This is a genomic window from Roseovarius sp. MMSF_3281, assembly GCF_030733685.1.
Classification (GTDB): Bacteria; Pseudomonadota; Alphaproteobacteria; order Rhodobacterales; family Rhodobacteraceae; genus Roseovarius.
On the sequence record NZ_JASHIM010000012.1, the window covers coordinates 80235 to 94628 of the forward strand.

Below are 14394 nucleotides of genomic sequence, written 5' to 3' on the forward strand. Positions count from 1 at the left end.
TGACCCGGGGCCTCTTGGCTGGTCGTGAGGTCCCGGGTCAAGCCCGGGACGGGGGGCGCGTCAGGACATACCGCCCAGCAGGGCAGCGTTGCCGCCTGCGGCGGTGGTATCAACACAAACGTGGCGTTCGTGCAGGGCGTGGCCGGTGTCGGGCTGGCCGGCGATCAGCGGCAGGATCGGCCCCGCGCGGCCGGCAAGCGCCTGCGCATAGGCGCGGGCGGTGGTCTCATCGCCCCACCAAAGCACGCCGGACAGCCCGCCCATGCCGGTCAGCGCCTCGGGCGCGACGTGGCCCGTGGCCTGCACGGCGATGCCGCCCAAGGCTTCGACCAAGCGGGCCTGTTCGGCGGCGGCCTCGGGCCCCGGCCCGAGACACAGCAGCGCCTCGCGCGTGTGGGTGGTCAGGCGGTTGGATTCGCCCGTTGGCCCCGGCAGGACCAATGCGTCGCGGCGCTCGGCCTGATGGGCATTGGCCTTGTCGAGCGCGCCTTGCAGGTCGTCGCGGCCCATGTCGCGCGGCCAGTCGCCGCCCGCCTGCCCGGCAGGGTGCGCCGTGAACCGCGCAAGATAATGCGGGCCGCCCGCCTTGGGGCCGGTGCCGGAGAGGCCCTCGCCGCCAAAGGGTTGGCTGCCGACGATGGCGCCGATCTGGTTGCGGTTGACGTACATGTTGCCCGCATGGATGCGGTCGGTGACATATTGCACGCGGTCGTCGATCCGGGTCATCAACCCGAAGGTCAGGCCATAGCCGGTGCCGTTGATCCGGTCGATCACCTTGTCCAGTTCGGTGGATTTGAAGGTGGCCAGATGCAGGACCGGGCCGAAAATCTCGCGTTCCATATCCTCGATCCCGCCGACCTTGAGCAGCGTCGGCGCGATGTAGGTGCCGGCGTTTGGTGTTTTCAACTCGTGCATCAAGCGGCCCTCGGCGCGGGCGGTCTGGATGTGTTCGGTGATGCCGGAGCGGGCGGTCTCGTCAATCACCGGGCCGACATCGGTCGAAAGGTGCCACGGCAGCCCGATGTTGAGGGCATCCATCGCCCCGGTAAGCATTTCGATGAACGACTCGGCGATGTCTTCCTGCACGTAGAGGCAGCGCAGGGCCGAACAGCGTTGACCCGCCGATTGAAAGGCGGATTCGACGATGGCCTGTACCGCCTGTTCGGGCAGGGCGGTGGAATCGACGATCATGGCATTCAGCCCACCGGTTTCGGCGATAAGCGGCGCGCCGGGGGCAAGGTTTTCGGCCATGGCGGCGCGGATTTTCATCGCCGTGGCGGTGGAGCCGGTGAAGGCCACGCCATTCACGCGCGCATCCGAGGTGAGCGCCGCGCCCACCTCGCCGCCGCCGGGCAGGAGTTGCAGGGCCTCTTTCGGCACGCCCGCCTTGTGCATCAGGTCCACGGCGAGGGCCGAGATGATCGGCGTCTGCTCGGCCGGTTTGGACAGGACGGCGTTCCCGGCGGCCAAGGCGGCGCTGATCTGGCCGGTGAAAATGGCCAGCGGGAAATTCCATGGCGAGATGCAGGTGAAGGTGCCGACGGCCTGCCCTTCGGGCGCATTGGCGGCGTAGTAGCGCAGGAAATCCACCGCCTCGCGCAACTCGGCCACGGCATCGAGCACCATTTTGCCCGCCTCGCGGTGGATCGCGGCGAAAAGCTCGCCATAGTTTTCCTCGTAAAGGTCGGCCACCTTGTTGAGCACCTTGGCGCGTTCCTCGGGTGTTGCGTCCCAGGGTTTGGCCGAGGCGAGGGCGGTTTCGATGTCTGCCGTGCTGGCGGTGGCGACGGTGCCCGGCTGATCGGCGGGATCGGCGGGGTTGATCACCGGCTTTGGAGCCTCGGGCGCGGTCTTGCCCGCAAGGATCGGCCCCACGTCCCACGTATGGTTGGCAAAGGGGTCGCGTGCCGCGTCGATGGCATCGAGCGTGGGTTGGTGTGCTAGGTCAAAGCCCATGGAGTTCTTGCGCTCGGGCAGGAAGAGTTCCGGCCCGGTGGGCAGGTGGGGCGTTTCATCATTGATCGCCTCGAAGGGGTCGCGGGCGACCAGTTCGGGCGGCACGTCCTCATCCACGATCTGGTTGACGAAGCTGGAGTTGGCGCCGTTTTCCAGAAGGCGGCGCACGAGGTAGGCCAGCAGGTCGCGGTGCGCCCCCACGGGGGCATAGATACGGCAGCGGGTGCCTTCGTTCTTCAGGATGATGTCGTGCAGCGCCTCGCCCATGCCGTGCAGGCGCTGGAACTCGAACTCATCCTTTTGATCCTTGCCCATCTCAAGAATCGCCGCTGCCGTATGGGCGTTATGGGTGGCGAATTGCGGGTAGATCCGGTCGGTCATCGACAGGAGTTTACGGGCATTGGCGATATAGCTGATGTCGGTGGCGGGTTTCGAGGTGAAGACCGGGAAACCATCGACGCCTTCGACCTGCGAGAGCTTGATCTCGGTATCCCAATAGGCACCTTTCACCAGCCGCACCATGATCTTGCGATCAAGGCGCGTGGCCAGATCGTTGAGGAAATCCAGAACGTGCGAGGCGCGTCGGCCGTAGGCTTGTACCACCACGCCGAAGCCGTCCCACCCCTCAAGGGCGGGCTCGGACAGCACGGTTTCGATCACGTCCAGCGAAAGCGAGAGGCGGTCGGCCTCCTCGGCGTCGATATTGAGGCCCATCTTGGCGGATTTCGCCAGAAGCGCGAGGCTACGCAGGCGGGGAACAAGGACATCCATCACCTGTTCGCGCTGGGCTACCTCGTAGCGGGGATGGAGCGCTGACAGTTTCACGGAAATGCCGGGGTTGTCACGAATATCGGTTTGCGTGCAGGCATTGGCGATGGCGGTGATGGCGCGCGAATAGCTGAGGTGATAGCGGGTGGCGTCGGCATCGGTGCGCGCGGCCTCGCCCAGCATGTCGTAGGAATAGGAATAGCCCTTCTTCTCCATCCCCGCCGCGCGGTCCATGGCCGATTGGATGGTCTCGCCCAAAACGAACTGCCGGCCCATTTCCTTCATCGCGCGGCCCGTGGCGGTACGGATGACAGGCTCCCCCAAGCGGCGCACGGCCCCGCGTAGGGTGCCGACGATGCCCGGTTTTTCATCTTCCAGCACCTTGCCGGTGAGCATCAGCGCCCAAGTGGAGGCATTGACCAGCGGTGAGGCGGAGTGGCCCATGTGCTTGCCCCAATCCGACGGCGCGATCTTGTCTTCGATCAATGCGTCGATGGTATCGGCATCCGGCACACGCAGAAGCGCCTCGGCGAGACACATCAGCGCGATACCTTCCTCGGTTGACAGGCCGTATTCGGCAAGGAAGACTTCCATAAGTCCGGGGCTGGATTGGCCGCGGATATCTCGGACCAGATCGGCGGCGCGTTCGACAATCTGGGCGCGGTCGGTTTCCGATAGTGCCGCAAGCTCGGTCAGGCGGGCCACGGTCCGGGCCTCGTTGGCATAAGTGCCGAGGTCGATGGCGCGGCGAATGTCGGTGTCATAGGGCATGATTGATCCTCCCGAAAAGGCGATTTGCTCAAGGATATCACCGATATGCGAGTTGTTTTTCCTCAATCTTGCGGTATACATGGTGAAAGTGAGCATAAAAGCGGCCCAAAACAATGCAAAGTGACCAGATAGAGCTTGACCGTTTCGATCGTGCGATTCTCAAGGCGTTGGCGGCGGATGGCCGGATTTCGATCACGGAACTGGCGCGGCAGATCGGGTTGTCGAAGTCGCCCACGCAGGCGCGTTTGCGGCGGTTGGAAAGCGATGGGATCATCACCGGGTACCGGGCGTTGTTCGATCCCATCCGTCTTGGCATGGATCATGTGAGTTTTGTCGAGGTGCGGCTGAGCGATACGCGCGAAGCCGCCTTGGCCGAGTTCAACGCGGCGGTGGCCAGGATCGCCGAGATCGAACAGGTGCATCTGATCGCCGGGAATTTCGATTACCTGATGAAGGTGCGCACCCAGAGCATGAGCGATTATCGACGGGTTCTGGCCGATTACATCTCGACCCTGCCGCATGTCGCGAACACCTCGACCTATGTGGCGATGCAGGCGGTGAAGGAAAAAGCGCTTTCGGACGTGATTTGACCGGCGGCGCCGGGGAAAGACGATCTTTGGCGCTTATCGGGCTTTGCAGCCCTTTTCGCGGCTTTACACCCTGCCAACATCCGATATTGTCCGCGCCGCTGGCCCGCGTGGTGGAATGGTAGACACAGGAGACTTAAAATCTCCAGGCCGAAAGGCCGTGCCGGTTCGAGTCCGGCCGCGGGTACCAGCGGTGTTTCCCGAAAACGCCGCCAAAAGGAGTGGCTGCGCCACGCTGGCTTGAGCGCGCGGGCGCGCACAGGCAAGGGGCTTTGCCCCTCGTTGAAAATGGGATTTTCAACTCACCCCAGGATATTTTTTGGCCAGAAGAAGAGGGGAGGCGCGCTGTGGTTTTTTCTTGGCTTAAATACCCTGAGAACACCGATTGGTTTTGCATGCGGCTGCAATTGATGCGTCAGGTTGGACACAGGTGCGAGCCGGGCGCCAAAGGCGCACTGGCGAGATACCCTGTGCGCGCCTTTGGCGCGCGCTGCTTAATCGCGGGTGCCGGAAAAGCGCGCCTGCCAGTCTTCGCGTTGATCGTCGGTGATCTTGGCAAACAGCACCTCGGGCACGGTGAAAGCATGGCCGGGGGCGAGGGTGGCCAGCGCGGTTGGCAGATCCTCGGGCCAGCCGGTGTCGCTGCTTTGCATCGCCTCTTGCATGGTTTTTGCCGCATCCGGGATGAAGGGGCTTGAGAGCACCGCGTAAAGGCGGATGAGGTTCAGGGCGAGGCGGATTTGCATGGCCGCTGTTTCGGGGGCTTCCTTGAAGGTGGCCCAGGGCGCGGCCTCTTGCAGGTATTCGTTGCCTTCGACCCAGATGGCGCGAAGTTCCTGCGCCGATTTGCGGACATCCATCGCCTCCATATGTCCCTCGTAGGCACGGACGCGGGTGGTGAGGCGGTCGATGAGGGCGGTTTCGCGTTCGCCCAATTCGCCCCCCTCGGGGACGACCTCGCCGAACTTGGAGCGGCAGAACTTGGTCACGCGGGAGGCGAAATTGCCCAGCACGTCGGCGAGGTCTTTATTGACCGAGGACTGGAAGTTTTCCCAGGTGAATTCGGCATCCGAGCTTTCGGGGGCGTGGCTGAGCAGCCACCAGCGCCAGTAGTCGGCGGGCAGGATATCAAGTGCCTGATCCATGAAGACGCCGCGCCCTTGCGAGGTTGAGAACTGGCCGCCGTCGTAGTTGAGGTAGTTGAAGGATTTGATGTAATCCACCAGTTTCCAATCCTCGCCCGACCCCATAAGCGTGGCGGGGAAGGAAAGCGTGTGAAAGGGGACGTTATCCTTGCCCATGAACTGGGTATAGCGGACATCATCGGCGCCTTTCTCGGTGCGCCACCAGCGTTCCCATGCGGATTGATCCAGACCGTTGGCCTCGGCCCATTCGGCGGCGCAGGCGATATATTCGATGGGGGCGTCGAACCAGACGTAGAAGACCTTGCCTTCCATGCCGGGCCAGTCCTCATCGCCGCGTTTGACGGGGATGCCCCAATCGAGATCGCGGGTGATGCCGCGATCCTGCAACCCGTCGCCATCGTTGAGCCATTTGCGGGCGATCGAGGTGGTCAGCACCGGCCAGTCGGTTTTGCTGTCGATCCATTTGTTCAGGGTATCGCGCATCTGGCTTTGGCGCAGGAAGAGGTGCTTGGTTTCGCGCACTTCAAGGTCCGTTGAGCCGGAAATCGCGCTGCGCGGGTCCAGAAGGTCGGTCGGGTCAAGCTGCTTGGTGCAGTTTTCGCATTGGTCGCCGCGCGCCTTTTCGTAGCCGCAGTTGGGGCAGGTGCCTTCGATATAGCGGTCGGGGAGGAAGCGTTTGTCGGCGTTGGAATAGACCTGTTTCTCGGTCACTTCCTCGATCAACCCGGCCTCGTAAAGCTTGCCGGCGAGGTGTTGGGTGAGCTTTTGGTTTTGCGGGCTGGACGAGCGCCCGAAGTGATCGAAGCTGAGCCGGAAGCCTTGGGCGATGTCGGCCTGTACCTTGTGCATGCGGGCGCAATAGTCGGCCACGGGCTCGCCCGTCTTGGCGGCGGCGAGTTCCGCGGGCGTGCCGTGTTCATCGGTGGAGCAAAGAAACAGAACCTCGTGCCCGCGTGCCCGTTGGAAGCGTGCAAACAAGTCGGCGGGCAGTTGGCTGCCCACGAGATTGCCCAGGTGTTTGATCCCGTTGATATAGGGGATTGCCGAGGTGATCAGGTGCCGTGCCATGGTCTGTGTTCCGCCTTTCGCGCCGTGCTGTCTTGGAAGGGGGTTTAATGCCCTTGGGCGCGAAGGACCAGAGGGCGCGGCGCGGATTGCACAAAATCGACATTCCTGTCGCGTTCCGGTTTGACGGTGGGCGCGATGCGCTGCTAGGCGCAGGCAAGACACCAAGGCAGAGGGGCCACGCCATGTTCCAGGTACTTGCCAGCGTTTGGGCCCTGCTTCTGGGGATGATCCTGATCATGATCGGCAATGGCATGCAGGCCACCCTGATGGGTGTGCGCGGGGCCATGGAAGGCTTTGGCACGCTGGAGTTGTCAATCATCACCTCGGGCTATTTCCTTGGCTTCCTGGTGGGCAGCCGCATCGCGCCGGAATTGATCCGCCGGGTGGGGCATGTGCGGGTCTTTGCCGCGCTGGCCTCGTTCATCTCGGCGGGGTTGATCGCCTTTCCGATCCTGACCGATCCGATCAGTTGGACGCTTATCCGGGTGATCCTGGGGTTCTGTTTGTCGGGGGTGTATGTCACCGCCGAAAGCTGGCTGAACAATGCGGCCACCAACCAGACGCGGGGGATGGTTCTTTCGGTCTACATGGTGGCGCAGATGATGGGCCTGATCGCTGCGCAGGGCTTGATGAACCTTGGCGAGGCGAGCGGCTTTTTCCTGTTCGTGATCCCGTCGATCCTTGTATCGCTGAGTTTTGCGCCGATCCTGTTGTCGATCACGCCGACACCGGCCTCGGATACCACCAAGCCGATGAGCCTGATCCAGCTTTACCATAAATCCCCGCTGGCCAGTGTCGGCACCCTGTTGTTGGGCGGGGCCTTTGCGGCGCAGTTCGGCATGGCCTCGGTTTACGGGGCGGCTGCGGGGTTGAGCGTGGCGCAGATCACCGGCTTTGTCGCGGCAATTTTCACCGGGTCCCTGGTGTGCCAGATCCCGGTTGGGTGGCTGTCGGACCGGATGGACCGGCGGCTTTTGATCCTTGCGCTGGCCGCGATCGGTACGGGCGCCACGGCGGTGGGGTTCGTGGTGGGCGCGCAGTATGAAACCCTTCTTGTGCTGGCCTTCGTCGTGGGCGGGGTCGCGAACCCGCTTTATGCGCTTTTCATCGCGTACACGAACGATTACCTGGAAGTGGATGACATGGCCGCCGCTTCGGGCGGATTGGTCTTTGCCTATGGTGTCGGTGCGGTCGTGGGGCCGATGGCGACGGGGCAAGTGATGGAATTGACCGGCCCCAAGGGGTTCTGGTTGTTTCTGGTCGTGGTTTTCACCGCGATCACCCTTTACGCGGGTTGGCGGATGACACGGCGGCCCGGCGTGCCGGTGGATGAAACGGGCAGCTACCTTGGGGTGTTGCCCACCTCCACGGCCGTGGCGGTGGAAGCGGCACAGGAATGGTACGTGGAGCAGGCCGAAGAGGCGGCCGAGGAAGAGGGCGAGGCCTAAAGCGTTCCGCCCTTGGCCCGAGCCGTCATCGAAAGGCGGAACGCGTGCCGAGATTGGGGCTTGGGCCGCATTTCGCGAAACGCTTTGGCCCCAAGGGGGCAAGGATTTTCGAAAATCCTTGTTCAAGCTGTTTCGAAACCGCTTGGGTGTTGTTTCGGCCTTAAGTCTAGCGGCTGATCCGTGCGATGATGCGCAGCCCGATGGTATCGCCCACCATGCCCGAGTATCCCGAAGCGCCGAAGGCCGCGCGGCTGATCCGGCCTGTCAGCAGCACCGCGAGGTTGCGACGGTCGTTCGGGGCGGTGCCGCGTGGCCGGTAGAGCCGGGCGTCGAGCATGACCGGGCGGGTGACGCCGCGCAGGGTCAGATCGCCTTGAACCTTGGCGCCTGAAAGGTCGCCCGTTACTGCGGTTGAGCGAAAGATGATCTCGGGGAAGGCCTTTGTGTTCAAGACCTTGGGGTCTTTCATCGCTTGCGTGGCGATGATGAAGCCGGCGCGCGCGCCGGTGGCGTCAAGCGTGACATGCACGCGGCTGTTGGGCAGGTTGTCGAGGTCAAGCGTGATCTCGGCGGATTTGACGGGCATGGTGCCTTGGGCCGCTGCGCCGTCGATGTCGTAGGAAAAGCCGACGGTGGAGCGCGCCGTATCAAGGCGATAGGCCTGTGGCGCGGCCATGCTGAGCGTGGCAGTAAGGATAAGGGCAAGGGCAAGCAGGTTGCGCATTGGGTGAAGATAGGGGCAATCCGGCGGGCTGACCATTCACCTTTGCGTCACATGCCAGTGGCCCGGTCGCCCGGTGGGCACCAAGATGGCGGGAGGCGCACCTGTGGTCGGGGCCGTGCCAGCCAGCACCGCAAGCGCCGGGCAGGCATCGTGGGTTTTGCGAGACAGTCGTGGGGCGATCATGCGGACAAGATATGATGTTCATCAAGTGTTCTCAATCCTGAAGTCCGAAAGCCCTTTCGAAAAACCGGGGTGACGCGGGCGGGAAAACCGCTAGGTTCAGCGCCGAACACGAGGGACAAGGGACACCGACAAAGATGAAGAAAAACCAATTGGGCCGCACCGGAATCGACGTAAGCGCATTGTGCCTTGGGTCGATGACATGGGGCAGCCAGAATACCACCGACGAAGGCCATGCACAGATCGACCGTGCCTTGGAACGCGGCATCAACTTCATCGACACCGCCGAGATGTACCCGGTGAACCCGGTGGCCAAGGAAACCATCGGCCGCACCGAGGAGGTGATCGGCGATTGGTTTGCCAAGAGCGGGCGGCGCGATGCGGTGGTTCTGGCCTCGAAACACTCGGGCGAGGGGATGGCCCATGCGCGCGATGGCGCGCCGATCAGTTCCAAGACGATTCCCGAGGCGGTGGAAGGGTCGCTGCGGCGGCTGAAAACCGATTATATCGACCTTTATCAGTTCCATTGGCCCAACCGGGGCAGCTACATGTTCCGTAAAAACTGGACCTACGATCCGTCGGGGCAGGACAAGGCCGAGACCCTGGCGCATATGGAAGACGCGCTTGAGGCCCTGCAAAAACAGGTGGACAAGGGCAATATCCGCGCCTTTGGCCTGTCGAATGAAAGCGCATGGGGCACGGCGCAGTGGTTGCGTCTGTCTGAAGAGAAGGGCCTGCCGCGGGTGGCGAGCATCCAGAACGAATATTCCCTGCTGTGCCGGCTTTACGACACCGATCTGGCCGAGCTGAGCGTGAATGAAGACGTCGGATTGCTGGCTTTCACACCGCTGGCGGCGGGGCTTTTGACGGGCAAGTACCAGGGCGGCGCGATGCCGGACGGATCGCGCATGACGCTGAACGAGAGCCTTGGCGGGCGCAAGACCGAGCGCGCCTTTGAGGCGGTCGAGGCCTATTTGGGTATTGCCGCAAAGCACGGGTTGGACCCGGCGCAAATGGCGCTGGCGTGGTGCATGACGCGGCCCTTCATGGGCTCGGTGATTTTCGGTGCGACCTCGGTTGCGCAACTGGACATGGCGCTGGATGCTGCGGATGTGACGCTTTCGAATGAGGTGTTGCAGGAGATTGACGCGGCGCACAGGGCACATCCGATGCCGTTCTGAGGATAGGCTGTTAAAGCCCTGAAAAACCGGGAAAATCGCCGTCGGTAAAACGTTGGAATTTTGTCGGTATCGCGTCAGTATGAGTGGTGCCGAAATCTTGAAAAGATTTCGGTCCGATTTCTTTTGAAGAAATCGGCGCCCGCTACATATCGGCCATCAGCGCGCGCAGGTGATCGGGGAACTGGCGTGCCGTCACCTGCGCCTCGCGCACCAGGTGGTCGAAGTGCTGGGTCAGGGCCTGCACCCTCTCGGTATCGCGGAAGGCCATGTAGGTTTGCCCGATGTACAGCACCGCCATTTTCGGCCCGAAGATGGTGATCGGTGCCGAGTAGAGGCGGCGCGCATCGAAGAGGTAGAGGCGCAGGCGCGGGTAGAGGTCTTGGCTAACCTCGATCAGTCGCTGCGCTTGGGCTGTGCGGATATTTTGCGGCAGGTCGGCGTAGTAACCTTCGCCGCGTATCATCGAGAAAACCTCGTAGAGCGGCATGGCGATTTCATAGTCGGATTGCGTGCTGCGCATCCAATCCAGCCGGTCTTGGGAGGCGCCGATGGCCTGTTGCGTGCTGCGGCCAAGATGCGGGGTGTATTCCCATTCTAGCATCTCGTGCGTTTTGAGCATATCCGACAGGCCCGCGGGAACGTGGCGGATTTTGAAACCCGCGGCCTCTTGGTGCCAGCGGAAGATTTGTTCGTCCACAAGGGCGCGGGGGGCTTCAGTCAGCGAAAGCGTATTGGCCAGCAGATCCGCGGCGGTTTCGGGCCGGTCGGTCAGGCCCAGAAGCCAATCGGCCGAAACCCCGAGCGTGCGGGCGCATTCGCCAACCACCTGCGCGTTGGGCAGGCGCGCGCCGGTGCCCTTGAGCAATTGCGAGATGGTGGAGCGATCCACGCCCACGGCGCGGGCGAGGGCGCTTTGATTTGTACCGCGATCCGTCATGGCCTGTGAAAGCCGGGCACGGAAGAGATCGGCGCGTAGGCGTTTGTCGGTTTTTTCCATCATTGATGACAAATATCACCAATGCGAAAAAATGTTAACTACATTCGGACTGCGACGCGGCGCGATTTTCACGTAGCCCTGTCCCTGCACTCAGACAAAGGAGGGACGACATGGAGACGCGTCGGCGTACGCTGGTCAAGGCCGTATTGTGGAATGTCATGGGCTTGGCGACGATGGCGATTGTAGGGCTGATCATGACCGGGTCCGTCGCCGTCGGCGGCGCGATGGCGGCGATCAACACGGGTATCGGCCTGACCATGTATGTCCTTTACGAGCGTTTTTGGTCACGGATCAACTGGGGCCGCATCTATGGGTAAGGCATTCATGGCACGGCTGCGCGAGGAGTGGCCGACAATTGCATTGCTTGTGGTCTGCTATGGCGGTTGGGCCGTGGCCACCACGTGGCTGGCGGCCCTTTGGTTGCCCTTGGGCGTTGTCGCGGCGGGAGTATTCGCGGCGCTGCATTCCTCGCTTAGCCACGAGATTTTGCACGGCCATCCGACAGGCAATGACAAGATCAACGAAGCGCTGGTTTTCCCCGCGTTGAGCCTTTTCGTTCCCTACCAACGGTTCCGCGACACCCATCTTGCGCATCACCGCGACGAGTTTCTGACCGACCCCTACGATGACCCGGAAAGCAATTACATGGACCCCACGGTTTGGCGACGGCTTCCGGGGTGGGTGCGACGTATCCTGTTGATGAACAACACGCTTTCGGGGCGCATGGTCATCGGGCCGGTGGTATCGCAGGTGGTCTTCCTGCAGGGCGATTGGCGGCTGATCCGGGCCGGGGTGCGGGGTGTCTTGCGCGCATGGCTGTGGCATATCCCGGCGGTGGCGCTGGTGCTTTGGTGGATCGTGGCCGTTTCGGAGATGCCGGTTTGGGCCTACGTGATTTCGGCCTATATCGCGATCTCGATCCTTAAGATCCGCACCTTCCTTGAACATCGCGCCCATGAAAAGGCGCGCGGGCGGACCGTGATCATCGAGGATCGGGGCCTGTTGGCATTGTTGTTTCTGAACAACAATTTCCACGTGGTGCATCACATGCACCCCAAGGTGCCGTGGTACAGGTTGCCCGGGCTCTACCGCGCGCGCCGTGCGCATTACCTTGAGCGCAACGATGGCTATCGCTATGCCTCTTACGCTGAGATTTTCGCGCGGCATTTCCTGCGGTCGAAAGACCCGGTCCCGCATCCACTCTGGCCCAAGCGGTAAAAACCGTGCATGAGGGCCTTCATGGAGGCCTGGATCATCCTTTCGGTTGCGGCGGCGGCGTTTCAGACGCTGCGCTTTATGCTGCAAAAACAATTGAGCCTTGGCACGCTGAGCGCGGGCGGGGCCACTCTGGCGCGCTTTGCCTATTCGGCGCCTTTCGTCGTGGGGTTGGCCGCCGGGTACCTGGTGAGTCAAGGCGAAGGCCTGCCCCGGTTGAACGGGTTTTTCTGGGCCTATGCCTTGGGCGGGGCCCTGGCGCAGGTTTTGGCGACATGGTGTGTCGTGGCCTTGTTCGCGGCGCGGTCTTTCGCGGTGGGCATTACCTTCAAGAAAACCGAGGTGATCCAGACCGCGCTGGTCGGGTTCATTGTGTTGGGCGACCGGGTGAGCGCGCCTGCCATGGCGGCGATCGTTCTGGGCCTGGCCGGCGTTTTGATCCTGTCGGACAACGCGGGGCTGCCGGGGCTGAGCCTGCGGCGGGTGGCCAACAAGGGCGCGGGGCTTGGCCTGTTGTCAGGGGCGTTCTTTGCCGTCTCGGCAGTGGGCTATCGCGGGGCGACCTTGGAGATTGACAGCGGCGACCCGCTGTTGCGGGCCGGGGTGGCCTTGGCAGTGGTCAGCACGGTGCAGGCGCTGGGCCTTGGCCTTTGGCTGGCGTGGCGCGAGGCGGGACAGTTGCGCGCGGTGTGGCAGGCGCGGCGCGTGGCGATCTGGATGGGTCTCACGAGCATGGGCGGCAGCCTGTGCTGGTTCACCGCCTTCACCCTGCAATCGGCGGCCTTGGTCTTTGCCGTGGGGCAGGTCGAGGTGATCTTCTCGGTGCTCGCCTCGGTCTTGGTGTTCCGTGAGCGGATCACGACCCGCGAGGTCTGGGGCATGGGATTGCTGACGGTCAGTATCCTGGTGCTGGTCTTGATTTGAGGGCGACGAAGTCTTGAAAAGACTTCGGTCCGATTTCTTTTGAAGAAATCGGCGTCTAAAGCGTTTCCCGTTATTCTTGCATCACCAATACCCTGCCAGGCCTGCGGCCTTCTCGGGACATTGGTGATACAATTTGGTTCAAGGTAAACTGGAGACGCTCTAAAGCGTTCCGCCTTTAACCCGAGACATCGGCGAAAGGCGGAACGCGTGCAACGATTGAGCGGAGCACTGCGTTTCGCGAAAATCTGTAATTCAGGTTTTTCGCGAAACGCTTTAGCTTAGCGGGCTTTGCCCGGCGAGGCGCAGGAAGAGGCTTTCTTCTTCGTCGTTGCGGAAGAAAGGCACCGATGTTGGCGGGCCTGTTTCCGCCGCGCGGGCGGTGATTTCGGCCAGCACGACCTCGGTGATGAAGGGCAGGTCAAACTCGCGCGCCTTGGCCAGCGGGATCCATTGCAGGTGGGAAAGCTCTTCGCAGGCGGCGGAGAAATCATCGGGGTCCGAGGCCAGTTCATCGGCATCGACAAGGAAGAACCGCGCATCGAAGCGGCGGGGGCGGCCCGGCGGCGTGATGGCGCGGAAGACGAACTGCAGGGCATGGGCCGTGGGCAGGTAGCCGCGCGCGGCAAAGGTTTTCCAATCCTCCGGCACCTCGCCTTGCCAGGTGCCGGGAGTGCCCAGCAGAAGGCCGGTTTCTTCCCAAAGCTCACGAATGGCGGCGGCGGCGAGGGCATGGGACAGATCGGTTTTGCAATCCTCGCCCAGGCGTTTGGCGCAAAGGCCGGGCAATGGGCGGGCCAGCGGGATCTCGGCGTCGCCCGCATCCACCGCACCGCCGGGAAAGACGAACTTGTTCGGCATGAAGGCCGCTTTCGATCCGCGCTGTCCCATCAGGACATGCGGATCGTTATGCCTGTCGCGCAGGGCAATCACCGTGGCGGCGTTGCGGATGGCTGTTTTGTCGATGGTCTGTTCGCTGCTCATATCCGTCCCCTTTGCGCGCGCATGCGCGGTGAAGGATCAGGTGGCGGAGCCGAAGCCATGCATCAGGCGTGCCCATTGGAAGCCCACGATCATCCCCTTCATTCTGGGCAGAAGGTATAGCGAGAGCGTGACGCAGCCAACCGCGAAAATCGTGAACAGCACCAAGGGTTCGGGCCGCCATGCCACGAATACGATATGCAAGAGCGGGGCCATCAGGTGCCCGACGATCAGGATGGTCAGGTAGGCAGGCCCGTCATCGGCGCGCGCATGGCTGAGGTCTTCGCGGCAAACGGTGCAGGTGTCGCGCAGCTTGAGATAGCTTTTCAGCAACGGACCGTTGCCGCAATTGGGGCATTTGCGGCGAAAGCCCTTCCAGACGGCGGGCCATAGTTCGCGTTCTTCGCCGTGATGTATGGTATCTGACATGTTCAACCTCGTGCCTCGTTATC

At 62.5% G+C, this 14394-nt stretch carries 12 protein-coding genes and 1 tRNA gene; 7 read left to right on the plus strand and 6 right to left on the minus strand.

From position 1 onward, the window contains the following. Positions 1 to 60 precede the first annotated feature (60 nt). Positions 61 to 3495 (minus strand): bifunctional proline dehydrogenase/L-glutamate gamma-semialdehyde dehydrogenase PutA, encoded by a 3435-nt coding sequence (gene putA, locus RBB32_RS12630; RefSeq protein WP_306153072.1) that lies wholly within the window; start codon positions 3493 to 3495, stop codon positions 61 to 63. Positions 3496 to 3608: 113 nt separating this feature from the next. On the opposite strand from putA, the gene RBB32_RS12635 reads away from it, so the two are divergent. Beyond that, positions 3609 to 4085 (plus strand): Lrp/AsnC family transcriptional regulator, encoded by a 477-nt coding sequence (locus tag RBB32_RS12635; RefSeq protein ID WP_306153073.1) that lies wholly within the window; start codon positions 3609 to 3611, stop codon positions 4083 to 4085. 101 nt (positions 4086 to 4186) lie between these two features. Continuing rightward, positions 4187 to 4272 (plus strand) — tRNA-Leu (locus tag RBB32_RS12640). A 304-nt stretch (positions 4273 to 4576) separates the two neighbouring features. Here the strand turns inward: RBB32_RS12640 and metG are convergent. Further along, positions 4577 to 6295 carry a methionine--tRNA ligase gene (gene metG, locus RBB32_RS12645; RefSeq protein ID WP_306153074.1) on the minus strand — a complete coding sequence of 573 codons (1719 nt, stop codon included), beginning with the start codon at positions 6293 to 6295 and terminating at the stop codon, positions 4577 to 4579. 182 nt (positions 6296 to 6477) lie between these two features. Between metG and RBB32_RS12650 the strand changes: the two genes are divergently transcribed. Continuing rightward, positions 6478 to 7743 carry an MFS transporter gene (locus tag RBB32_RS12650; protein ID WP_306153075.1) on the plus strand — a complete coding sequence of 422 codons (1266 nt, stop codon included), beginning with the start codon at positions 6478 to 6480 and terminating at the stop codon, positions 7741 to 7743. 166 nt (positions 7744 to 7909) lie between these two features. On the opposite strand, the gene RBB32_RS12655 is transcribed toward RBB32_RS12650, so the two are convergent. Beyond that, positions 7910 to 8467: a YceI family protein gene (locus RBB32_RS12655; RefSeq protein WP_306153076.1), complete on the minus strand. Its 558-nt coding sequence runs from the start codon at positions 8465 to 8467 to the stop codon at positions 7910 to 7912. Between the two features lie 317 nt (positions 8468 to 8784). On the opposite strand from RBB32_RS12655, the gene RBB32_RS12660 reads away from it, so the two are divergent. Further along, complete coding sequence (locus RBB32_RS12660) at positions 8785 to 9828, plus strand: aldo/keto reductase (RefSeq protein WP_306153077.1); 1044 nt, start codon at positions 8785 to 8787, stop codon at positions 9826 to 9828. Between the two features lie 142 nt (positions 9829 to 9970). Here the strand turns inward: RBB32_RS12660 and RBB32_RS12665 are convergent, their stop codons facing one another. Continuing rightward, positions 9971 to 10828, minus strand: a complete 858-nt coding sequence (locus tag RBB32_RS12665; protein ID WP_306153078.1) for a helix-turn-helix domain-containing protein — start codon at positions 10826 to 10828, stop codon at positions 9971 to 9973. A 107-nt stretch (positions 10829 to 10935) separates the two neighbouring features. Between RBB32_RS12665 and RBB32_RS12670 the strand changes: the two genes are divergently transcribed. From RBB32_RS12670 to RBB32_RS12680, 3 genes are read left to right on the plus strand one after another with little or no spacing between them, the layout of a single operon-like run. Next, a complete protein-coding gene (locus RBB32_RS12670; protein ID WP_306153079.1) occupies positions 10936 to 11142 on the plus strand; it encodes a DUF2061 domain-containing protein in 207 nt (68 codons plus the stop codon). Next, on the plus strand, positions 11135 to 12043 hold the full coding sequence (locus RBB32_RS12675; RefSeq protein ID WP_306153080.1) for a fatty acid desaturase: 909 nt from the start codon (positions 11135 to 11137) through the stop codon (positions 12041 to 12043). The genes RBB32_RS12670 and RBB32_RS12675 overlap by 8 nt, the downstream gene beginning before the upstream one ends. A gap of 21 nt (positions 12044 to 12064) precedes the next feature. Continuing rightward, positions 12065 to 12964 carry a DMT family transporter gene (locus RBB32_RS12680; RefSeq protein ID WP_306153081.1) on the plus strand — a complete coding sequence of 300 codons (900 nt, stop codon included), beginning with the start codon at positions 12065 to 12067 and terminating at the stop codon, positions 12962 to 12964. A 273-nt stretch (positions 12965 to 13237) separates the two neighbouring features. Here RBB32_RS12680 and RBB32_RS12685 read toward each other — a convergent pair whose 3' ends face one another. Together RBB32_RS12685 and RBB32_RS12690 are read right to left on the minus strand one after the other, a co-directional pair. Then, positions 13238 to 13945 carry an NUDIX hydrolase gene (locus RBB32_RS12685; protein ID WP_306153082.1) on the minus strand — a complete coding sequence of 236 codons (708 nt, stop codon included), beginning with the start codon at positions 13943 to 13945 and terminating at the stop codon, positions 13238 to 13240. Positions 13946 to 13981: 36 nt separating this feature from the next. Then, entirely contained in the window at positions 13982 to 14371 is a 390-nt protein-coding gene (locus RBB32_RS12690; protein ID WP_306153083.1) for a DUF983 domain-containing protein, read from the minus strand. Between the last annotated feature and the right edge of the window lie 23 nt (positions 14372 to 14394).

What these genes read in the sequence shown, in the direction of transcription:
- putA (WP_306153072.1), bottom strand. Translation starts at nt 3,495, where the DNA reads ATGCCCTATGACACCGACATTCGCCGCGCCATCGACCTCGGCACTTAT.
- RBB32_RS12635 (WP_306153073.1), top strand. Translation starts at nt 3,609, where the DNA reads ATGCAAAGTGACCAGATAGAGCTTGACCGTTTCGATCGTGCGATTCTC.
- metG (WP_306153074.1), bottom strand. Translation starts at nt 6,295, where the DNA reads ATGGCACGGCACCTGATCACCTCGGCAATCCCCTATATCAACGGGATC.
- RBB32_RS12650 (WP_306153075.1), top strand. Translation starts at nt 6,478, where the DNA reads ATGTTCCAGGTACTTGCCAGCGTTTGGGCCCTGCTTCTGGGGATGATC.
- RBB32_RS12655 (WP_306153076.1), bottom strand. Translation starts at nt 8,467, where the DNA reads ATGCGCAACCTGCTTGCCCTTGCCCTTATCCTTACTGCCACGCTCAGC.
- RBB32_RS12660 (WP_306153077.1), top strand. Translation starts at nt 8,785, where the DNA reads ATGAAGAAAAACCAATTGGGCCGCACCGGAATCGACGTAAGCGCATTG.
- RBB32_RS12665 (WP_306153078.1), bottom strand. Translation starts at nt 10,828, where the DNA reads ATGATGGAAAAAACCGACAAACGCCTACGCGCCGATCTCTTCCGTGCC.
- RBB32_RS12670 (WP_306153079.1), top strand. Translation starts at nt 10,936, where the DNA reads ATGGAGACGCGTCGGCGTACGCTGGTCAAGGCCGTATTGTGGAATGTC.
- RBB32_RS12675 (WP_306153080.1), top strand. Translation starts at nt 11,135, where the DNA reads ATGGGTAAGGCATTCATGGCACGGCTGCGCGAGGAGTGGCCGACAATT.
- RBB32_RS12680 (WP_306153081.1), top strand. Translation starts at nt 12,065, where the DNA reads ATGGAGGCCTGGATCATCCTTTCGGTTGCGGCGGCGGCGTTTCAGACG.
- RBB32_RS12685 (WP_306153082.1), bottom strand. Translation starts at nt 13,945, where the DNA reads ATGAGCAGCGAACAGACCATCGACAAAACAGCCATCCGCAACGCCGCC.
- RBB32_RS12690 (WP_306153083.1), bottom strand. Translation starts at nt 14,371, where the DNA reads ATGTCAGATACCATACATCACGGCGAAGAACGCGAACTATGGCCCGCC.